Origin of the sequence: Exiguobacterium sp. s194, assembly GCF_018618275.1 — a bacterium.
Lineage (GTDB): Bacteria > Bacillota > Bacilli > Exiguobacteriales > Exiguobacteriaceae > Exiguobacterium > Exiguobacterium chiriqhucha.
On sequence record NZ_JACSLT010000002.1, the window covers coordinates 22084 to 42138 of the forward strand.

29 protein-coding genes and 1 other annotated feature (1 of these 30 only partly in view) are annotated in these 20055 nt (G+C 53.9%); of the genes, 18 read left to right on the top strand and 11 right to left on the bottom strand.

Annotation, left to right across the window (positions count from 1 at the left end; translation table 11 throughout):
• Nucleotides 1-66 precede the first annotated feature (66 nt).
• Entirely contained in the window at nucleotides 67-1770 is a 1704-nt protein-coding gene (locus tag KNP85_RS02030) for a methyl-accepting chemotaxis protein (RefSeq protein ID WP_214800981.1), read from the top strand.
• Nucleotides 1771-1894: 124 nt separating this feature from the next.
• Nucleotides 1895-2641 carry an SDR family NAD(P)-dependent oxidoreductase gene (locus KNP85_RS02035; protein ID WP_214800984.1) on the top strand — a complete coding sequence of 249 codons (747 nt, stop codon included), beginning with the start codon at nucleotides 1895-1897 and terminating at the stop codon, nucleotides 2639-2641.
• Between the two features lie 71 nt (nucleotides 2642-2712).
• Here the strand turns inward: KNP85_RS02035 and KNP85_RS02040 are convergent, their stop codons facing one another.
• Nucleotides 2713-3597 (bottom strand): tetratricopeptide repeat protein, encoded by an 885-nt coding sequence (locus tag KNP85_RS02040; RefSeq protein ID WP_251136187.1) that lies wholly within the window; start codon nucleotides 3595-3597, stop codon nucleotides 2713-2715.
• A 125-nt stretch (nucleotides 3598-3722) separates the two neighbouring features.
• On the opposite strand from KNP85_RS02040, the gene KNP85_RS02045 reads away from it, so the two are divergent.
• Nucleotides 3723-3950, top strand: coding sequence for a DUF3221 domain-containing protein (locus KNP85_RS02045; protein ID WP_214714170.1), 228 nt, complete (start codon nucleotides 3723-3725; stop codon nucleotides 3948-3950).
• Nucleotides 3951-3969: 19 nt separating this feature from the next.
• Nucleotides 3970-4134, top strand: a complete 165-nt coding sequence (locus KNP85_RS02050; RefSeq protein WP_165569432.1) for a hypothetical protein — start codon at nucleotides 3970-3972, stop codon at nucleotides 4132-4134.
• A gap of 13 nt (nucleotides 4135-4147) precedes the next feature.
• Here the strand turns inward: KNP85_RS02050 and KNP85_RS02055 are convergent, their stop codons facing one another.
• Nucleotides 4148-5383: a trypsin-like peptidase domain-containing protein gene (locus KNP85_RS02055; protein WP_214800987.1), complete on the bottom strand. Its 1236-nt coding sequence runs from the start codon at nucleotides 5381-5383 to the stop codon at nucleotides 4148-4150.
• Nucleotides 5384-5642: 259 nt separating this feature from the next.
• On the opposite strand from KNP85_RS02055, the gene KNP85_RS02060 reads away from it, so the two are divergent.
• Nucleotides 5643-6203 carry an AAA family ATPase gene (locus KNP85_RS02060; protein WP_214800989.1) on the top strand — a complete coding sequence of 187 codons (561 nt, stop codon included), beginning with the start codon at nucleotides 5643-5645 and terminating at the stop codon, nucleotides 6201-6203.
• A gap of 312 nt (nucleotides 6204-6515) precedes the next feature.
• Here the strand turns inward: KNP85_RS02060 and KNP85_RS02065 are convergent, their stop codons facing one another.
• Both KNP85_RS02065 and KNP85_RS15855 read right to left on the bottom strand, forming a co-directional pair.
• A complete protein-coding gene (locus tag KNP85_RS02065) occupies nucleotides 6516-6689 on the bottom strand; it encodes a family 4 glycosyl hydrolase (RefSeq protein ID WP_214763612.1) in 174 nt (57 codons plus the stop codon).
• Nucleotides 6614-6775 (bottom strand): hypothetical protein, encoded by a 162-nt coding sequence (locus tag KNP85_RS15855; protein ID WP_215188179.1) that lies wholly within the window; start codon nucleotides 6773-6775, stop codon nucleotides 6614-6616. Before KNP85_RS15855 ends, KNP85_RS02065 begins: the two co-directional genes overlap by 76 nt.
• A 104-nt stretch (nucleotides 6776-6879) precedes the next feature.
• On the opposite strand from KNP85_RS15855, the gene KNP85_RS02075 reads away from it, so the two are divergent.
• From KNP85_RS02075 to KNP85_RS02100, 6 genes are all read left to right on the top strand, one after another.
• Entirely contained in the window at nucleotides 6880-7164 is a 285-nt protein-coding gene (locus KNP85_RS02075; RefSeq protein ID WP_353048909.1) for a UTRA domain-containing protein, read from the top strand.
• A gap of 131 nt (nucleotides 7165-7295) precedes the next feature.
• Nucleotides 7296-7514 (top strand): DUF6440 family protein, encoded by a 219-nt coding sequence (locus tag KNP85_RS02080; RefSeq protein ID WP_214718161.1) that lies wholly within the window; start codon nucleotides 7296-7298, stop codon nucleotides 7512-7514.
• On the top strand, nucleotides 7514-8047 hold the full coding sequence (locus tag KNP85_RS02085) for a GNAT family N-acetyltransferase (RefSeq protein WP_214801442.1): 534 nt from the start codon (nucleotides 7514-7516) through the stop codon (nucleotides 8045-8047). The genes KNP85_RS02080 and KNP85_RS02085 overlap by 1 nt, the downstream gene beginning before the upstream one ends.
• Nucleotides 8048-8062: 15 nt before the next feature.
• A complete protein-coding gene (locus KNP85_RS02090) occupies nucleotides 8063-8767 on the top strand; it encodes an ABC transporter ATP-binding protein (protein ID WP_214718158.1) in 705 nt (234 codons plus the stop codon).
• Complete coding sequence (locus tag KNP85_RS02095; protein WP_214800995.1) at nucleotides 8764-9537, top strand: ABC transporter permease; 774 nt, start codon at nucleotides 8764-8766, stop codon at nucleotides 9535-9537. The genes KNP85_RS02090 and KNP85_RS02095 overlap by 4 nt, the downstream gene beginning before the upstream one ends.
• Nucleotides 9534-9896, top strand: a complete 363-nt coding sequence (locus tag KNP85_RS02100; RefSeq protein ID WP_214800998.1) for a VOC family protein — start codon at nucleotides 9534-9536, stop codon at nucleotides 9894-9896. The genes KNP85_RS02095 and KNP85_RS02100 overlap by 4 nt, the downstream gene beginning before the upstream one ends.
• Nucleotides 9897-9932: 36 nt before the next feature.
• On the opposite strand, the gene KNP85_RS02105 is transcribed toward KNP85_RS02100, so the two are convergent.
• From KNP85_RS02105 to KNP85_RS02125, 5 genes are all read right to left on the bottom strand, one after another.
• Nucleotides 9933-10442, bottom strand: coding sequence for a hypothetical protein (locus KNP85_RS02105; protein WP_214801001.1), 510 nt, complete (start codon nucleotides 10440-10442; stop codon nucleotides 9933-9935).
• Between the two features lie 135 nt (nucleotides 10443-10577).
• On the bottom strand, nucleotides 10578-10925 hold the full coding sequence (locus KNP85_RS02110) for a nuclear transport factor 2 family protein (RefSeq protein ID WP_214801004.1): 348 nt from the start codon (nucleotides 10923-10925) through the stop codon (nucleotides 10578-10580).
• Nucleotides 10915-11256, bottom strand: coding sequence for a DMT family transporter (locus KNP85_RS02115; RefSeq protein ID WP_214801007.1), 342 nt, complete (start codon nucleotides 11254-11256; stop codon nucleotides 10915-10917). The genes KNP85_RS02110 and KNP85_RS02115 overlap by 11 nt, the downstream gene beginning before the upstream one ends.
• A gap of 11 nt (nucleotides 11257-11267) precedes the next feature.
• Nucleotides 11268-11576 carry a DMT family transporter gene (locus KNP85_RS02120; protein WP_214710875.1) on the bottom strand — a complete coding sequence of 103 codons (309 nt, stop codon included), beginning with the start codon at nucleotides 11574-11576 and terminating at the stop codon, nucleotides 11268-11270.
• A gap of 1 nt (nucleotide 11577) precedes the next feature.
• Nucleotides 11578-12105, bottom strand: a complete 528-nt coding sequence (locus KNP85_RS02125) for a TetR/AcrR family transcriptional regulator (RefSeq protein WP_214801010.1) — start codon at nucleotides 12103-12105, stop codon at nucleotides 11578-11580.
• A 111-nt stretch (nucleotides 12106-12216) separates the two neighbouring features.
• Between KNP85_RS02125 and KNP85_RS02130 the strand changes: the two genes are divergently transcribed.
• From KNP85_RS02130 to KNP85_RS02160, 7 genes are all read left to right on the top strand, one after another.
• Entirely contained in the window at nucleotides 12217-12789 is a 573-nt protein-coding gene (locus tag KNP85_RS02130; protein ID WP_214801012.1) for a zinc dependent phospholipase C family protein, read from the top strand.
• Complete coding sequence (locus KNP85_RS02135) at nucleotides 12786-13076, top strand: hypothetical protein (RefSeq protein WP_029594892.1); 291 nt, start codon at nucleotides 12786-12788, stop codon at nucleotides 13074-13076. Before KNP85_RS02130 ends, KNP85_RS02135 begins: the two co-directional genes overlap by 4 nt.
• Before the next feature lie 293 nt (nucleotides 13077-13369).
• Nucleotides 13370-14371: a siderophore ABC transporter substrate-binding protein gene (locus KNP85_RS02140; protein WP_214801015.1), complete on the top strand. Its 1002-nt coding sequence runs from the start codon at nucleotides 13370-13372 to the stop codon at nucleotides 14369-14371.
• Between the two features lie 24 nt (nucleotides 14372-14395).
• Complete coding sequence (locus tag KNP85_RS02145) at nucleotides 14396-15388, top strand: ABC transporter permease (RefSeq protein WP_251136206.1); 993 nt, start codon at nucleotides 14396-14398, stop codon at nucleotides 15386-15388.
• Entirely contained in the window at nucleotides 15385-16461 is a 1077-nt protein-coding gene (locus tag KNP85_RS02150; protein ID WP_214801018.1) for an iron chelate uptake ABC transporter family permease subunit, read from the top strand. Before KNP85_RS02145 ends, KNP85_RS02150 begins: the two co-directional genes overlap by 4 nt.
• Nucleotides 16458-17210, top strand: a complete 753-nt coding sequence (locus KNP85_RS02155; RefSeq protein WP_214801021.1) for an iron ABC transporter ATP-binding protein — start codon at nucleotides 16458-16460, stop codon at nucleotides 17208-17210. The genes KNP85_RS02150 and KNP85_RS02155 overlap by 4 nt, the downstream gene beginning before the upstream one ends.
• A 17-nt stretch (nucleotides 17211-17227) precedes the next feature.
• Nucleotides 17228-17926 carry a ferredoxin--NADP reductase gene (locus tag KNP85_RS02160; protein WP_214801024.1) on the top strand — a complete coding sequence of 233 codons (699 nt, stop codon included), beginning with the start codon at nucleotides 17228-17230 and terminating at the stop codon, nucleotides 17924-17926.
• 3 nt (nucleotides 17927-17929) lie between these two features.
• Here the strand turns inward: KNP85_RS02160 and KNP85_RS02165 are convergent, their stop codons facing one another.
• Both KNP85_RS02165 and trpE read right to left on the bottom strand, forming a co-directional pair.
• Nucleotides 17930-18508: an anthranilate synthase component II gene (locus tag KNP85_RS02165; RefSeq protein ID WP_214801028.1), complete on the bottom strand. Its 579-nt coding sequence runs from the start codon at nucleotides 18506-18508 to the stop codon at nucleotides 17930-17932.
• A complete protein-coding gene (trpE, locus tag KNP85_RS02170) occupies nucleotides 18505-19836 on the bottom strand; it encodes an anthranilate synthase component I (RefSeq protein WP_214801031.1) in 1332 nt (443 codons plus the stop codon). Before trpE ends, KNP85_RS02165 begins: the two co-directional genes overlap by 4 nt.
• A gap of 55 nt (nucleotides 19837-19891) precedes the next feature.
• Nucleotides 19892-20055 (bottom strand) — a binding site (T-box leader) (it continues 59 nt past the right edge of the window).

Sequence of the window (20055 nt, forward strand, 5' to 3'; positions counted from 1 at the left end):
ATAAAACCCATGTAGTTCCAAAAAAAGAGAAATAGAGGTGGGAGAGGACACGGTCCTCGAAGGATTATGAAACGATTCAATCAACTGTCATTGACACAAAAACTGTTTAGCGGCATCGGATTGATTTTGCTGTTCGTCACGCTCGGCATGGGCTATAACCTATGGACGCTGCAAAATATGACGAGCCAATACGAAGACATGATTCGTGACGACGTCATGAAGATGAAAGCGGCCGACGACTTGTCGCTCGGGATGACACGCCAAGCGTACGGCGTACGCGGATATATTCTCGTCCAAGATGACGAACGGCGCGCCCAAATCGAACGCGGCGCCAAAGAAAAGAAAGAGGCGATCGAACAATTGCTCGCGCTGTCGAACACGGATGCCGAGACGAAAGAACTCGAGAGCATGCTCTCCTATGCGACCGGCTATGATGATTTGGCGCAAGAAGTCATCGTCGCGGCCGATAACAACGATCAGGACAACATCGACCGATTGACGCTCCGCCTTATGCCGGATGTGACGGCATCGATCTCGGAGACGGGCGAACGGTTGCAAGCCGAGACCGAAGCGACGATCGTCGAGAAACAACAGGAGCTCGAGCGGCTTGGTGGACAGGCGTTTCTTTACTCGACAGGGATTGCCCTCCTCATCTTGCTGCTCACGCTCGGGGCCGGCTATATGCTCCAGCGCATGGTGACGGTACCGCTCCGTCAATTATCGGACGAGGTCGGGATCGTCGCTGACGGTGATTTGACGCGCGCCGACCTTCAAGCGCTCACGCGCGATGAAATCGGGGAGTTGATGCTTGGCTTCAACCAGATGAAAGGCAACCTTCGTGAACTGATTGACGAAGTGAGCCGGAACGCCCAAGAGATTACGGCCCAGTCGGAAGAACTGTACGCGAGCACGGAAGAGATGTCTTCGCAAACAGAGGAAACGACGCGGATGATTGAACAAGTTGTCGGCGAGACGGTCAACCAGGCAACGGCTGCCTCGAAGAGTGGGCAAGCAGTCGCAGCGGCCGACGAAGGCGTCGAGCGAATCGCGACATCAATCGGGACGATTAGCCAAGACGTCCAGACGAGTCTGAAGCTCGCCGAACGCGGCGAACAGACGATTCAACAAGCGAAGCAAGAAGTGCTTGCGCTCGAATCGGAGACGGTCACGACCGGACAGTCGATTACGGCATTAAAACAACAGTCGGATGAGATCGCCCTCATTACCGAGGTCATCCAATCCATCACCGACCAGACGAACCTGCTCGCCTTGAACGCGGCCATCGAAGCGGCCCGGGCCGGGGAGCAAGGAAAAGGTTTCGCCGTCGTCGCTGAAGAAGTGCGGAAGCTAGCGGAACAGTCGAAACAATCGGCGTCTCAAATCGCGGGCTTAATCGAATCGATTCAAGTCCAGTCGAACGCGGTGCTCGAGCGTCACGCTATCAGCGCCCGTCGCGTCGAGACGAACACGGCGCTGCTCGAAGAAGCGACGGCGTCGTTCCAACAAATTGTCGGGCAATTGCACGCCTCGGTCGAGAACACGGAACAAATTCGGGTCGCCTCGAGCGAGATTGCGATGATGACGAAACAAGTCGCGACAGCGGCAATCAATATGGCGAGTGACAGTGAAGGCACGGCCGAGACGATGCGCAGCGTCGGGGAGACGGCCGACTCCCAGCTCGCGATGATTCAAGAATTGAACGGTGTCGCCGAGTCGCTCGGCAATATGACCGGTGACTTACAGACGCTCATCGGGCGCTTCCAAACATAAGATGAACCGTCCTTTCCTGTTCAAGGGAGGACGGTTTTTGCGTGTTGTCAGGATTGACGAGAGGGTGTTACGGGAATTGCGGGAGAGAGACAAAATCTCGATTCCATCGAAAAGGAGACAGGTCATGAAATATACCGTCATCACCGGAGCAAGTTCAGGCATTGGCTATGAAGCGGCGAAATTGCTCGCCAATCAAGGGAAGTCACTCGTGCTCGTGGCACGCCGCCACGACGAGCTCGAGAAGTTACGAAGTGAGATTAAGACGATCGCGCCGAAGAGCGATGTCATCATCAAGGCGAAAGACTTGTCGTACAGTGAGAACGTATACGGGCTGTATGAGTCGCTCGCCGATTTCGACATCGAGACGTGGATCAACAACGCCGGGTTCGGCGACTCGAATCTCGTGAAAGACGTCGAGGTCGGAAAAATCGAGAACATGATCCGTTTGAACGTCGAGGCGTTGACGGTGCTGTCGAGCCTATACGTCCGGGACTATCACAATGTCGAAGGGGCGACACTGTTGAACGTCGCCTCGGTCGTCGGGTATCATATCGCCAAAAAAGGCGTCACGTATAGCGCATCGAAATTCTTCGTCAGTGCGTATACGGAAGGGCTTGCTCGTGAACTGATGAACGATGGGGACAAACTGCGGGCGAAAGTGCTCGCGCCGGCTGCGACGGAGACGGGCTTTGCGAACCGTGCCCGTGAAGAGGACGACTTTGACTATAGTCAAAACGTCGAGAAGTATCATACGGCCGAAGAGATGGCTGAGTTTTTAGTCCAATTGCTCGAGAGTGATCAAGTCGTCGGAATCGTCAACCACGAGGATTACTCGTTCGAGTTGCGCGGACCGATTCATCCGTATATGTGATCAAGTCAAATAAGAAACAAACAGGGGTCCCGTCACCAACATGTGGTGGCAGGACCCCTGTTCATATTCAATCAAGACGAGCGCATCGAATCCCCGTAGCCCCCGGTCAACCGGTGCGTGAGCCGGTGATACCAATAGCGGAGACGCAAGCGGTATACATACAGTCTGGACGTGTTCGGCAAGACGACGTTGTCGATATAATCGGCGAACATGGCGCGGAACATGTGGTCCTCACTGTCGTCATACGTCGCACTCCACATACCGTGCTCTTCGACCTCGAGCAACATCGCGATCGTCTCGTCATCGAGCTGATGGTTGTCTTCCGGCAACCGTTTGACGAGCATCTCGACCCGATGGCTGCAGATGGATGCATAAAGCGAGTGGGCGCGCGGGTTGCGCGGGTTGGCGTTCAAGTATCCGATGGCCACCTTGAGGAGCTCATCGTTCATCTCGAGTGGAATCTCATCATACACTTGGAAGAATTCGAGCAACATCGGCACCGTCTCTTCGTTGAATCCGGCGAGCCGGACGTAATGCATCAAGTGAAGACCGGCCTCCCCATAAAACTTACGATTGAAGTAATGGACGGCGATGGTGCGTTGGACGATCGGCACGTTCGGATAGCGTTCGACGGCCCGAAGGAAATGTTGCTCGGCCTCGAACAAGAAATTCGTATCGTCGCTCAAGATGCCATGGAGACAGTGGATCATGTAATGGTCGCCTTTTGCGCTCGCGGCTTCGAGCACGTCACGGGCCCGGCCGAACTCGCCTTCACGGATGAGCGGATACGCCCGCATTGCCGGAAAGAACGGGTCGTCCGGAAAGTTCGTCTCGCCGCGGACGACGAGCGATTCGATTGCTTCGGCGTTATAGTCGTCAATCATTTCTTCAAGGAGCATCATCTCGAGGAAGGTGCGTTGAAAGTCTGGATGGTGTAAATCGATGGTGTGTTTCATGAAGGTCCCTCCCGGCGTAAATGAGTGTTGCTTCATTATACCGAGCATTCGGACGGACGAGTAGAGTTATTTCAAAAAATGGGAAAAGAATAGGGAAGGATTTCCGAGGAAATGGAGGGATGGAGATGGTCACGTTCACAGGTTATATCGTCGAGCTCGAACCGACGCGGATGCGGGTCGCGCCGAATCTAGATGCCGAGCCGTTCGATGGCATCGTGTTTCACTGGGAAGAGCCACTTCGAGAGGATGAGACACCGCTCGCCGTCGGGCAACAGGTGCGCGTCGAGCACGATGAGAAGATGACCCGCTCGCTGCCGCCACAGGCGATGGCGCATCGAATTGATGTGCTATGATGAGACCGAGGTGAAACAAATGGGACAGTCGAATTTTTTGTGGATGGGTGTCGTCATCGCCATCAGTGCGCTGATTGTCTGGTTGTTGCAGGACGTGATGCCATTTTGGATGTTGTCGATTATTCTGCTCCTATTCGGGGCCGCGGTCGGCAACTTGCAGCGACGCTCTCGAAATGACACGTAAAAAAAGCACGTCATCATTCCGATGGCGTGCTTTCTTCATCTTCAGTTCCAACTGAAGCCGGCTCGTCTGTGGCTTCTTCGGTCGTGTCATCGGCGACCGGTTTCTCCTTGACGACGGGCGGTGTCTCTTTCTTGTCAGGTTTAGCGGTGGCTTTCGGCTTGTCTTGTTTCTTGACTGGTGCCGCCTCCGCTTCTTTTTCTTGAACTGCCGGTTGTTCCGGCTCGACCGGTTCGGCCGGTTCGGTCACGGGGACGTCGGGCTCGGTCGGTTGTTCCGTGACGGGAGGAGCCTCCGATTCTTCAGCAGGTTGTTCCGATTCGGCCGGAGGCTCTTCCTCGACCGGTGCCGGTTCTTCAACTGTAGGCTCGATCGGTTCCGATGTGTCTGGCGCTGCTTCAGCTTCCGGTTCCGGTTCGGGGGCTGGTTCCGGTTCAGGCGCCGGAGCGGGTTCGACCGGGTCCTCACGTTTCGGGACCGGTGTGATTGGTGCGACCGGTGCGAGTTCGGCGGCCGGGGTATTTCGTTTTGTCGTCGGTGGCGGTGCCGGTGTGTCTGACTCGAGGAACGACAGTACGTCTTGTTCGAACAAGGCGACCGGGAGAGTCTTCGTCACCAAGTGAAGACCGAGCACCCGTCCATTGGCCGTGACGATCGGGCTGCCGATGGCGCGGTTCGGTAAATCGAATTCGCGGCGATAGCTGTCTTCTTCGAACGTGAGCGTTCCTTCAATCTGGTCGTCCGGTGCGAGTGTCAACACCGATTCGTCTGGTCTGACAATCGCGTGACTGAACGAGAATGGGGGCGCTTTCACTTTTTCGATGCGGATGACGGCGATGGCGTCAGTCCGGCCGATGACCGTTCCATTCACCGTCTTGTCCCCATGCTTCATCGTGACGCGAGTGATGCCGGCGACGTTATGGGCCGCCGTCAATACATCTTGCGGGCTAATCAGAAACCCGGTACCCGTTCCGACGGTATACAGGCTATCTTGCAACGTCTCAAGGTCTACGGTAGTGGCACCATCGGCTGAGACCGTGTCTTTCGTGATGTTCAAATCGACTTTGTCGGCGAGTGAATCACTCGAGCGCGGGCTGTCGGTAAGATAGGCGTTCGTTAAAAACGAGACGAATGCGATGAGTGCAATGACGATGGGGACAGCAATCCATTTCAAGCGACGTGGGCGATGGCCACACGTCGGACAAACAGTGGTTTTCGAGCGGGTCTTCGCTCCGCAGCGTGGACAAGTCACGGGATGACACCTTCCTTCATACACATAGATGATATGCCTATTCCTCATATGAAGCAGGGGTAAACAAATATTTGTTGGGGCACACACATTTATCTGGATTTGGACTGACTTTTTTTAAAACGGGAATGGGTTAGAGTAACGTTTCAGAAAGGGGAAACCGACATGCAGCCCTTTTGGACGACCCGTGCCTTCCGTTCCTATTCGATGAGTCGAGCAATATGATATGCTGTTGAAAATGACAGTAGGGATGGGATTAGATATGAAGTTCGTCGTATTATTCGGTCCACAAGCCGTCGGTAAGATGACGGTCGGACAAGAGCTCGCCAGCATCACGGATTTAAAGCTGTTCCATAACCATATGACGATTGATCTCGTCAGTCCGTTCTTCAGTTATGGGACGGACGAAGGCCGCCGCCTCGTCCAGCTGTTCCGCCATGAGCTGTTCGAAGCGGTCGCGAAAAGTGACTTGGACGGAATGATTTTCACGTACGTCTGGGCGTTTGATTTAGTAGAGGACTGGGCGTATATCAAACAAGTGACCGACCTGTTCGAGTCGAACGGGGCCGATATCTACTACGTCGAGCTCGAGGCGGACATCGAAGAGCGGCTGATCCGCAACCAAACGGAGAACCGGCTGACACATAAGCCGACGAAGCGGGATATCGCCTGGTCGGAAGGTGAGTTGAAGCAGACGGCGACGCTCTATCGATTGAACTCACAGCACGGGGAACTCGACGTCGACAACTATTTGCGCATCAACAACACGCATCTCGATGCGGCGACGGTCGCTGAACGAATCAAACAACATTTCCAGCTATGACAAAAGCGAGTCCCGCATAAGGACTCGCTTTTGTTATGCCCACCAATCGGGGCGGTGATAGGAGGTGAGCAGGTCTTTCTCGACGAGATGTGCATCGAGGTAAGACGTGACGCTCGGGAGTATGGGATCGAGATCGGCCGGGTGGACCATGACCTCAATCGAGTCTCCAGGTTGAATCGCATCGAGCGTATCTCGTGTGACGCCGTCACCGTAGAACGCGTCCTGAGACGCTTAGAGATGCGAAAAACATCGCCTAAATAAGTTGAATTGTGGTAAACGCGCTTCATACGCATCGAATAGCTGAATCAATCTTTACTCATCTTGGATGAGTGGATTCATCAAGCCGGCGGGATAGGCGTCGTGGTGCGAACCTGAGATAATCTCTTGAATCGCGAGTTGTTCAAACGTCTTCAAATTTGTGATGAATCCTTTGATTGGCAGCGGGAGTGACCCGATGGTGATTGGAAGCGGACCTGACTTCGTGATGATGGCGTCGTCAGGTGAATTTTGATGACGATACGGGCAAGATTCGTGAAGTTAACGAGCCAAGCGTCCGGGCAAATTACGGCCATCTCATTGGCGAGCTCAATCAAGACCAGAATCGTACGGAACGCTTTTACCAAGCCGGCTGGCACCGTTCATCGCCGTACAAGGGAAGCGCGGTCGAGTATCGTTCATCCCATGGCAGGTCGCACCGGGCATCACGAAAAACCAGGCCGAGCACTCGCTCTTTCAGACGTTGTCACAAGTCCATGACGTCCATGTCGCCAAGACGACGGAGGCGCTCGAGATTGCCCTCGCTGATGAGAAAGTGAGTGGGCTGCTCGACTGTCCACTCGGTACGCCGTGTTTCTATATCGAGACGGTGACCGAGGACGCCTCTGGACGTACGATTGAATATTCACGTTCCTACTTTAGAGGGGATAAGACGAGCTTCGTCATCGAGCGGAGCTATTCTTGAACACGCCACAGTCTGGCGTGTTTTTTTGTATGGATTAAAGGGGTTTCGCATCCGGCAGCCATGGATGTCTCTCATTCATTGAAACGAGAAGCTATGTTGCGTACAGTTAGAAGTAGAAAGGTGGGGGTAGGATGTTATTCAAAAAGAAAACAGCAGAAGAAGCGGCAGGAACGAAACGGTTTCAAGTAAAATTGACGGAACAACTGCCGGAACTCGGGCAAATCACCATCCTCGTCGATACGGCCACCGGCGTGAACTATATCCAGACATGGGTCGGGACAGGTGGTGGCATCACACCGCTACTCGATGCGAATGGTGATGTTGTCGTCGAGGAAGGGTACCGATCGTGATGTCACTCAGCACCAATCGGCTGACGTTACGGCGGGTGATAGCGGACGATGCGCCGCACCTGTTGGCGTATTTATCGAAACCTGAAGTCGTCCGCCATATGGGACTCGACCCGTTCACGTCGTTAGAGGATGCGTTAGAAGAGATTGCCTGGTACGACTCAATTCTCGAGGAAGGGACAGGTGTCCGCTGGGGCATCACGTTGACCGGGCAAGACGAGGTCATCGGCAGTTGCGGATTTTTGAACGTTTCAGCGAAGCACCAGAGGGTAGAAATCGGGTTTGAGCTCAGCTCGGATCATTGGGGAAGAGGTATTGCTGGTGAGGCGCTCCGAGCGGTCGTTCGTCATGGGTTCACACAACTCGGGTTCCATCGTATCGAGGCGCTCGTCGAGCCGGCGAATACCGCGTCACAACAGCTCCTCGAACGGGTCGGATTTACGCGAGAAGGGTTGCTACGGGGGTATGAGTTAACGCAAGGGAAATATGACGATTTGTATATGTATTCATTGCTTGAGACAGACAGCATGACATGATGGGGGACGACACCGATGCAGATTATTGAATTCAAAAACGTGAGTCATGGAGACATTTTACATAACGTGTCCGGTTATTTCCGGGAAGGACGCATCACGACGTTCGTCGGCCCGAGCGGTGCCGGCAAGACGACGTGCCTGAAGCACATCAACGGTCTGTTATCACCGGACGCCGGCGCGATTTACTTCAAAGGGGAGAACATCGATTCGATCGACGTCATCGAACTGCGCCAGCGAATCGGCATGGCGTTTCAAAGCGCGCCGATGATTGACGGGACGGTGTACGACAACATGAACTTGCCGAAAGCCATCTTCGGTGAGACGCTCGAACGGGAGCGGGCGGCGGACCTGTTACAGAAAGTCGACTTGGGCGGCATCTCGCTCGACCAACCGATCAAGACGTTGTCGGGCGGGGAACGGAGTCGTGTCGCCATTGCCCGGACGCTCGTCAACAAGCCGGACGTGCTGTTGTTGGACGAGATTACGGCGAGCCTCGACTATCGGACTGTGAAAGAGATTGAGCGGTTGATTGTGAGACTGCAAAAAGACTTCGGGGTCACCGTCGTCTGGATCACGCACGACTTGGATCAAGCCCGACGTGTCAGTGATGACATGTGGTTTTTGCGAAACGGGGAATTGATTGAATTCGGCGACGCGACGTTCATCGATGAGTCCGATAACCCGATGATCGGTCGTTTCGTGAGGGGGGAAGAGCTATGACGTTCATCGAACTGATGACCTCATTGATTTTTGTCGCCATCCCGCTCGGTTTGGCGTTGTTCTTGAAACTCGGGCTCGAACGCGACATCTTGATTGCGACGGTGCGGTCGATTGTTCAGTTGCTCATCATCGGCTACATTTTGACGTTCGTCTTCGATAGCGACAGTCCGGTGTTCATGTTGCTCATGATTCTGTTGATGATTGGGGCGGCGACGCAGAACATCATCAAGAAAGGGGACGGCATCCCTGGCATCACATGGATGATTCTGCTCACGCTCGTCACGGTCGAGACGCTGACGATGGGCCTCATGCTCGGGCTCGGCATCATCCCGTTCGAGCCGGAGAAAGTCATCCCGATCAGCGGCATGGTCATCGGGAACTGTATGGTGTTGTCGCTCCTGTTTTTGAACAAGTTCAAAGACGAGGTCGAGCGGAGCGATGAAGTGATTGAGCTCATCTTGTCGTTCGGCGGCACACCGAAGGCAGCGATCGAGCGCAGTTTGAAGAGCGCCATCCGCACGAGCATGATCCCGACGGTCGAGGCACAGAAGACGATGGGGCTCGTCCAACTTCCGGGTATGATGAGCGGTCTCATCATCGGCGGGGCCGACCCGATGGAAGCCGTGTTGTATCAGTTGCTCATCTTGTTTCTCATTTTGACGACCGCGTCGATCTCGGCGGTCATGGTCGGTTATCTCGCGTATCCACGCCTGTTCAACCAAAAACTTCAGTTCGTCGGGTTGACGTATCGAAAGGGGAAAACGACATGATTCAAGGCATCCATCACGTGCAAATCACCATCCCGAAAGGGGAGGAAGTCCGTGCCCGTGCGTTTTATTGCGGCGTGCTCGGTCTTCTAGAAATCGAGAAGCCGGTGTCACTTCAAGGACGGGGCGGGTTTTGGCTCGAGGTCGGCGACCGTAGCGTCCACGTCGGGACCGAGGACGGGGTTGACCGGCTGTCGACGAAAGGACACGTCGCCTACGCCGTGACCGATTTAGCGGAATGGGGACAGAAGCTCGAGGCGGAAGGGATTGAGCGGCTCACAGGTATCCCGATTCCTGGATTCGACCGGTTCGAGTTCCGCGACCCGTTCGGCAATCGAGTCGAGATGATTCAAGCCCTCTGAATGGAGAGTGCCCGCTGTGGGTGCTCTTTTTTTCGTTCAAGAGATCCCGAACAGTTCGATGACAGCTTTCCAATTGGAAGGATAGGCGTTGCTGCCACCATGTTGATGCAACAGTTTACCGTGACGGTTCACGGTGAAGTTCCATTGCGTCCCGTCCATCGTGAAGCATCCTTTTTCCTCGAATACTTCAGGCCAGCGATGTGAGACGAGCGACACGAATCGCTCATGGACGCGGAAAGCATCTGTTTCGTTGTACCAACCGGAACGGGGAATCGCCGTGCTTAAGTCGAACTCTTCACGCCAGATGACTTCTCGTTTGACCGCGCCATCTTCAAAAAACGTGATGGTGGACTCGTTATGGACGCCGAAGCCGCCGACCGTGAACGTGACGGTGATGGTTGGTCGTTTTTTACGGATGGCATCGAGCGGGATGGTCGGCTCGAACGTCAATTTCGCTTCCCGGGATGCCTTGATGGCCAGCTGTTCGTCTACGGAACGCCTCGGACGTACGGATTGAAGCCATTGCTTTTTTGTTTGTTGATCCATGTTCATCATCCTTTCATCTCATCGGATGGGTTGATTATAAGCAAAATGAACATGATGGGTGTGTACAAAAATGAATCAGGTACGACGAAAGGGAGTGTCGATTGGGACACTCCCTTTTTAGGTGACGATTTAGTTTCAAGAAGGCGGAACGATTGTCCCTTGATGGAAACGCATCTTCCATTGGCCATCAACGTTCACCCAAATCGAACTGCGCAAGGCGATGCGTCCGGTGGAGTGGTCTTCGGTCCGATACGTGGCCAGGACGACGTCGTCTTGAACGGTCTCCAGTGAGAAGTCGGATAGGGTGATTTGAATCTCGCCGAGGTCCATCGTGGCGGCAGATGCCGTCCGATATAACATGCGTCCGGAACTGCCGATTTCAAAAAAATCATCCGTGAGTAGACGGCGCAAATGCTCAGACGATGTGCGCACGTCGGTCGTCAGTAATGCCCGTTCCTGTTGTTCGATTAAGTCAGCCAGCATGTGGTTGCTCCTCCCGTTTTCCAAGATTCATGACGATGACGCCGAGCACGATGACAGTCAGGCCGATGCTGTTCAACGTCGACAGCACTTCCCCGTACACGAACACCCCAATCAGCCCGGTCGCGACCGTGCCGAGCCCGGCCCAGACGCTATAGGCAATGCTGAGCGGAATGGTCTTCAAGACGATGCCCATCAACGTGAACGAAATGGCGAAGCTGATTAAGAGAACGAGACTCGGGAACAGATTGGTAAATCCGTCCGACAGCTTCAACATCGACGTCCCGAGCACCTCGAACGCAATCGATACGAGTAAGATTCCATAGGATTTCATGATTTCCCTCCTCATAGTTTCATCAAGACGAGCCCGATGATGACAAGCCCGATGCCCATGACGGTCTGAATCCGGACTTGTTCCTTGAAGACGAGGAAGCCGATCAGCGCCGTCGCCGCCGTGCCGACCCCGCTCCAAAACGCATAGGCGAAACTGAGCGGGATGGAAAGAAGGGCGAGCGACAACAAGTAAAATGCCGTCACGTAACCGAAGGCGACACCAAGGACGGGCAGGCGGCTCGTTGTCGTCGCGTTCAGCTTCAACATGCTCGAACCGAACAGTTCAGAGACGATGGCACCGACGAGATAGACGAAGCCCATGTTACGATTCTCCTTTTGACAGCGAGTCGCACTTTTGTCGGATGATGCGGGCGGCCCGATCTTTGAACGTAGCGCTATAGCCATATGTCAATGCGAACCAAAACCCGTCACAGAGCAGTCGAAGTTCGAGCACACAATCAGCGTCAGGACCATCCGCGGCGAACTGTTTATCCCATCGTTTGGCGGCGTCATTCCAAAGCGTTCCGCTCGCATCTTCTTGGGATGAGATGAAGACGGCAATCAAGTCGGCATCACCATCGCTATAATCGAGCGTCGCGAGGGCGTAGGCGCGTGTGAACGGATAAGGACCATTTAACCCGGTTTGATGATGGACGATCCGATTTTCAAATTCATCGAGTGCCATTCTATTCATCTGTTGCAACAGGTTGGCCTTGCTTTCAAAGTGGTATAAGACGCCACCTTTCGTGATACCGGCGCGTTTGGCTAAGTGGTCCATCGACAGTTGTTGAATGCCCTCGGTTTGAATGATCTGTGCGGCGGTCCGCAGTAACAATTGTTTTTTACTCATGTGTGCCCTCCTTACTATACTGAACGGTCAGTATAGTAAGCGTATCAGACTAGAGTTGGGTTGTCGAGATGAATACATGAATGGGATAATTAGGAAAAGGGGGTAGAGATGATGGGTTCACATTTGATGCATCTCGTCATCGCGAATGAGGTGTTGGCGCATTTGACAGATGTCGATCGCACGGCTTTTTTGTTGGGAAATCTTGCGCCCGATGCGACGACGTCTAAACAAAACACGCACTATTACGCGGGACGGCATGAGGATATGACAAGACGGCTCGACCTTGATCAATATTGGGCGGACAGTGTGGACGAAGATCGATCGTTCCGCCTCGGGTATTATTGCCATCTCGTCGCCGACGAGATTTGGTTGCAAGGATTTTATAAGGCCTGGCTCAAGCAAGTCATCACGAAAGACCCGGAAAAGCAGGCGATGTATTACGCCGATTTTGATGCGTATAACGCTCGTTTGACGCAGCGATTGGACGCCTTCGAATTCGACGTGTTAACCGATGCTGCAGGAGACGAGCTGCTGGCACTGATTCTCAAAGTCAAGCGGGATGCGGAGGCGACAGAGGAAGGGACGTATAAGATGTTTTTGCCGCACCAGCTCGATGGATACGTCGAGACGTGCATCCTTCGTTGCCGACAGATGGTGCAACAGAAAAGTGGGGTGATTATATGATTCAACGACGTTATGCACCGCTTTACGTGACGTTTGGACTTTCTATTTTGACAATCGTGGCGCTGTTCACTGTGAACGGCCGCTTTTTCCCGGATTTGAACTTGATTACGGCCATATGGGTCTACATTGTTCTAGATGTCGCCCTGATTGCCACATTGATTTGGGGCCTGTTCTCAAAAGACAAGACGGTGCGTGTGTTCAGTCTCGTCGGGAATCTTGGATTGATTGTGCCGCTATCGATTTGGATTTTTTTGTTGGTGCTCGCTAACGGGATTTCGGAAGCGTAATCGGACAAATGAGAGTGACCGAATGAACTCTATTTGCTTAGAAAGTGGACAGGCGTTCCGCTTTCTTTTTTTATCGGCATTAAATAGAAAGAATAATATTTCCATTTCCAATTTGAAAATTTGGCATTGCACAACCTATTTTTGTTTGTTATGCTTCTCAATGAAAACGATAATGATAATCATTATCAGTGAGAAAGCATCAGTATTCCTTACATAGAGCAGAAACGTGGGCTAGTCGCGGACTCACTGAGAAGGTCGTCATTCAAAAACAGATACATAGGGAGATGGAAAGAATGGGGAAATGGAAAGCAGCAGTCATGCTCACATCACTCGTCTTCACGCTAGCCGCATGCGGTAGCACGGACGAAACGAAAGACGAAGGAAGCGCGGAAGCCGAGACGACACCGAAGACAGTTGAAATCACAGACGCACATGGAACAATCGACGTACCGGTCAATCCGGAGAAGGTCGTCGCGCTCGACAACCGAACGTTCGAGACGCTCTCGGATTGGGGCATCGACTTAGTCGCGGCGCCAATTGGATTGATTCCAGCGGACTTGCCTTATAAAAACGATAAAGACATCGTAGACGTTGGGATGCACAATGAGCCGAACTTAGAAGCGATCGCCGGTGTGGATCCGGATGTCGTCATCGTCGGACAACGATTCGCCGACTACTACGAAGACATTAAAAAATTGGTCCCAGAAGCGGCCGTCATCAACTTGGACATCGAACTTCCCGAAGATGCGGGCACGCCAGGAGAAATCTTGGTGGAAGGCTTTGAGACGACGACACGTTCACTCGGCCAAATCTTTGAAAAAGAAACAGAAGCAGATGAGCTCATCGCTAGCTTTGAAGCATCGATCGACAGTGTGAAAGAGGCATACGATAGTGAGGACAAGGTGATGTCAGTCATCGTCTCAGGCGGCGATATCGGCTTCTCGGCACCAAATACGGGGCGTGTCTTCGGACCGATGTATGACATCTTTGACTGGACACCTGCCCTCGAAGTAGCGAAAACGACAGGTGATCACCAAGGGGATGAGGTATCGGTTGAAGCGATTGCTGAGAGTGACCCAGATTGGTTGCTCGTCCTCGACCGTGATGCGGCCATTTCAAGCATGGAAGATGCTGTACCTGCAGCGGACGTGATTGATAACGCACCGGCACTCCAAAAAACGAAAGCCGTGACAGACGAAAAAATCGTGTATGCGCCGAACGATACGTACATCAACGAGTCGATTCAAACTTATTCTGAACTATTCAACGACATCGCAGCCGCGCTTTCGAAATAAGGGAGTCACGTTGTGCAAAAACCAATGACAGCAAGGGTTGAGACATTGTCTCAGCCCTCCTTTTCTAACATATGGACGAAGTCCTTTATCGTAGCAATGCTTGTGGTGTTCATATTGGCGGGCCTTTCGCTCGTGACCGGCGTCTACGACATTCGTCAAGAAGGTGGGTCGGACATGTTTTGGATCACCCGCGTCCCGCGTACGATTGCCATCATGTTGACCGGTGCCGCCATGGCGATGTCGGGACTGGTCATGCAACTGATCACGCAAAACCGTCTCGTCGAACCGACGACGACCGGTACACTCGAATGGGCGGGGCTCGGCCTGCTCGCTGTGTATCTGCTTGTCCCGGCTCCGACGCTCATGATGCGGATGACGGGGGCGATCGTCTTTTCATTCATCGGAACGATGGTCTTCTTCTGGTTTCTGCGCTCGGTCAAACTCCGCTCGTCGTTGATTGTCCCGATTATTGGACTCATGCTCGGGGCGGTCGTCTCGGCCGTGTCAACGTTTCTCGGTCTATTCTTTCAAGCAAGCCAGACGATCGAAGGTTGGTTCGTCGGGTCGTTCGCATCGGTGCAGGTAGGACGTTATGAATACTTGTGGCTCATCATCCTCGTCACGTTCTTCATTTTCATCCTTGCGAATCGCTTGACGCTCGCTGGACTCGGAGAAGACATCGCGACGAGCCTCGGCGTCAACTACAACCGCCTCATCTTGATTGCGACGGGACTGATTGCACTCGCGGTCGGGGTCGTGGCGACGGTCATCGGCAATCTGCCGTTTCTCGGGCTCATCGTTCCGAACATCGTTTCGATGTTTCGCGGGGATGACCTGCGCAGCAACTTGCCGTGGGTATGCGTCATCGGGATGGGAACGGTCCTCGTCAGCGATTTGATTTCGCGGACGATCATCATGCCGTTCGAATTGCCGGTATCACTCATTCTCGGGACGGTCGGATCAATCGTGTTCATCGCGATTCTCATGAGACAACGGAAGACGGGAGGGGTACGATGAGCACACTTATTGAAAATAAGACGAAGCCACGGGAAGCGTATGATGTCGATGGTCGATCCGTGCATACAGAAGAACGGTGTGCGACGGCGTTCCGTTCGAAACGAGAACAGCGCCGCTACTGGCTATTCCTTGCCTTCTTCATCATCGGCGGATTGCTCTGTGCGTTCGGATTACTCGTCTATAACAATCCGGTCCCGTTCGACTCGCCGTCGTTCGTCCCGGTCGTCGAGCGTCGGATTGTCGCCGTCATCACGATGGCGATTGCCGCGCTCTGTCAAAGCATGGCGACGGTCGCGTTTCATTCGGTGACGAACAACCGGATCATCACGCCATCATTACTCGGGTTCGACGCACTCTACTCGACGATTCAGACAAGCATGATTTTCTTCTTCGGGGCAGGGGCGTTAATCGGTTTTTCGGGAACCGGTGCCTTTTTGACCCAGGTGGGCCTCATGGTGCTCATGAGTCTGCTCTTGTATGGCTGGCTCTTGTCAGGGAAATATGGCAATCTGCAACTCATGCTTCTCATCGGCATTATCATCGGGACCGGCTTGAACTCGGTGTCCTCGTTCATGCGCCGCATGCTCGCGCCGTCCGAGTTCGACGTCCTGCAGGCTCGCCTGTTCGGTTCGGTGATGCATGCCGATGCCGCCTACTTCCCGATTGTTATCCCGATTGTGATTGTCGTCGGGACGTTGTTGTATAGCTTCTCCAATCGCTTGAACGTCGTCGCACTCGGGAAAGACGTGGCGACATCGTTCGGGGTGAACCATCGCCGGAGCGTCATCTTTACGCTCGTCTTAATCTCGCTCCTTATGTCGGTATCGACGGCGCTGATTGGACCGTTGACGTTCTTCGGATTCTTGGTGGCGACGCTCAGCTATCAAGTGGCAGCGACGTACGATCATAAGTACGTGTTTCCGCTGGCGTTCGCGCTTGGGTTCTTCGTTCTGACGAGCGCGTACTTCTTTATGTATCACATTCTCAATACACCGAGTGTCGTGTCCGTCATTATTGAACTGTTCGGCGGCGTGATTTTCTTAGCGGTGATTTTACGGAAGAGGTCATTATGATTCAACTTGAACAAGTACAAAAAACATATACGGATGACGTCCAAATCGGACCGATCAATCTCGACATCCCGAAAGCTGGATTCACGTCGTTGATCGGACCGAACGGGGCAGGGAAATCGACGACGCTCATGATGATCGGCCGGTTGCTCGACTTGGACGCGGGTCAAATCCATGTCGCCGGCCTGGACGTGTCGAGCGCGAAATCGAAAGACTTGGCGAAAATCGTCACGATCTTACTGCAAGAGAACCATTTCGTGACGCGTCTCACCGTCCGTCAGCTCGCGGGCTTCGGACGCTTCCCGTACTCAAAAGGGCGGTTGACGCAAGAGGATGAACGGATTATCTCGAAATATATCGACTTCCTCGACTTGACGTCGCTCGAGCATCGCTATCTCGATGAATTGTCGGGTGGACAGCGCCAACGGGCGTACGTCGCGATGGTGCTCTGTCAGGAGACGGAATACGTGCTCCTCGATGAGCCACTCAATAACCTCGATATCGCTCGATCGGTCCAGATGATGGAGTACTTGCGCCACGTCGCTGACGAGTTCGGACGGACAATCGTCACGGTGCTCCATGACATCAACTTCGCAGCGAAATATTCGGACCGCATCTGTGCGATGAAAGACGGGAACATCGCCGCCTTCGGTACGGTCGAGGAGATTATGGATGCAGACATCCTATCTGACATATTCGAGACGAAACTGGAGATTATTCAAGGGCCATATGGGCCAATCGCAGTCTATTAAAGAAAGGGTGGGATTCGATGCAGATTTACTGGACACCAATTCAACAAGTCGTGGAGGAATCAAAAGACACCTACACGTTCAAACTTGAACTGCCGGCTGGCTTCACATGGGAAGAAGGGGCGCACACACACTTCGCGCTCGAGGGATTTAACAAGGAAGATCGACCGAACCGGACGTTGATTCGCCATATGTCGATCTCGACGTTGCCGCATGAAGGCGCAATCGGTATCACGACCCGGGTCAAACCGGAATGCTCGACGTTTAAATCAATCTTGCGTGACATGAACATCGGGGACAAGGTCGCCATCTTCAAGACGCATTCGAACGTTCCGTTGAAACGGGAGGGGAAGAACGTCTATCTGTTGTCGTCGGGTGTCGGCATTGCGACGTTCCGTCCGCTCGTGCTCGCGTATTTGGCGAATGGGGAAGGCGTGCCGCACCTCCACTCGTTGAACGTCGACTCGTCGAAAGAATATCTGTTTAACGATGTATTCGCGTCAACAGACGCCTTTACGGCCGAGTTTGTCGACAGTCGTCCAGACTATTACCAGAAGGTCGAGGCACTAGCGGCAGACCGGAATGGGCTGTTTTATGTGGTCGGCAGCGATGATTTCTTGCATGCGACAATTGCTGCGTTGCGTCAAAGTGGTGTTACGCCAGATCAAATCATGCTCGACAAGCATGACTTTCAATTTGAAGATTTCTTGAAAGCCTGACGCTCAGACCGAGGACACGTTCCTCGGTCTTTTTGTATGGCAAATCTCAACGAAGCGCTCGAACAGGTCGCGTCCGTCCGGTGTGCCAATCGACTCGGGATGGTACTGGACGCCATACGTCGGGTGTTCGGGATGCTCGAGTGCCATGATGACACCGTCCGTCGTGCGAGCGGTTACGATGAGGTCCGTCTCTTGGATGACGAGCGAATGATAGCGCATGACCTCGCTCGGATTCCCATCGAACAAGACGCTCGGTATTGTCTCGATCACGGACGTCTTCCCATGCATGACCTGCTCGGCCCGTCCGACCGTCCCCCCGAACGCTTCGGCGATGACTTGATGACCGAGACAGACGCCGAGGATGGGGATGGTGCCAGACAAAGAGCGGACGACGTCGAGCGACACACCGGCATCCAGTGGGCCACCTGGACCCGGAGAGATGATGATGCCAGCCGGATTGAGGTCGCGGATCGCGTCGATTGTCAGTTCATCATTACGGATGACCGTCACGTCGCTGAACCGGGCGACATCTTGATACACGTTGTACGTGAACGAGTCGTAGTTATCGATAAGTAGAATCATGCGAACACCTCCAAAAGGGATTTGGCTTTATGCAACGTCTCTTCATATTCTGACACCGGGTCCGAGTCGTAGACGATACCGGCGCCCGCTTGGACGTAGGCCGTATCTCCTTGAACGACCATCGTCCGGATGGCGAGAGCGAAATCATAGCCGCCCCGGACGTCGAGATACCCGACGGCCCCGGCATATACTTCGCGTTTCACCGTCTCCAATTCGTCAATCAGCTGCATCGCCCGAATCTTCGGGGCGCCGGAGACGGTACCGGCCGGGAGACAGGCACGTAACGCATCAATCGGATTCAAGTTGTCACGCAGTTCGCCCTCGACCTCGGAGACGAGATGCATGACGTTTTTGAAGCGCTCGACTTCCATCTGTTTCGGAATCGTGACCGAGCCGACTTTGGCGACCCGGCCGATGTCGTTGCGACCGAGGTCGAGCAGCATGCGGTGCTCGGCGAGTTCTTTCTCGTCTTGAATGAGATCAGCGGCGTGACGCACGTCTTCTTCGATTGTCTTGCCGCGGGGGCGCGTGCCCGCAATCGGATTCGTCGAGACGCGATTGCCCTCGACGCGAACGAGACTCTCCGGGGACGCCCCGAGGACGATTGCCTCGCCCAGATCGATATAGAACAAGTACGGACTCGGGTTCTGTTTCCGGAGCGTCCGATAGAAGTGGAACGGGTCGCCGGTGAACGTCGCATCGATCCGTTGGGACAAGACGAGCTGGAACACCTCACCGGCGAGGATGGCTTCTTTCGCCTGCAAGACGCGTTCGACGAACTCATCCTTGCCAGTCAATACGCGTTCACTCGTGCGGACGACAGGGGCGAGCTCGTGTGTCTTCGCCGTCTCGAGTGCCAGTTTGACGTGGTGGAGTCGCTTCTCAGCATCATCATCCCCGGTGTCGATCACGATGACCTGCTCCTCGACGTGATCATAGAGAACGACCGTCTCATATCGTTGGAACAAGGCATCCGGCAAACCGCGAGTCTCGCTAGGTGTGTTCGGAATCGGTTCATAGACGCGTTGCATGTCATAGCCGATATAACCGACGGCACCACCGATGAACGGATAGGGGGCATCCGGCGTGTCTCGCGAAACCAGTTCTGATAACAAGGCAAGCGGGTCGTCCGTGTGCATCGTGCCGGATGCGTCGGTCACTTCGTTGCCGTTGGCGCGAATCGTCTCGACCGGACTGGAGGCGATAATCGAGTAACGGCCATGCTTGCCTTCGGCGCGGCTCTCGAGCAGTACTTTCCGTTCGCCCTCTAATCGATGAAAGATGGCCACTGGTGTCAGTTCGTCGCCGTTGATGATAAGTTGTTTCATATGATCTCCTCCTTGAAATAAAAAAAGTCCCCCGCCCGACATGTCTAAAAAAGACATGAAGGACGGGGGACCCGTGGTGCCACCTTCGTTGGGGGAGCTCCCCCCACTCATCGCGAACAATCATTCGCTATCCTCGGTAACGGGAGGACCCGTCAGAGCCTACGTATCGGTCTGAACGCTCAAAAGCCCATTCACGTGAGACACGTCACCGGTTCGCAT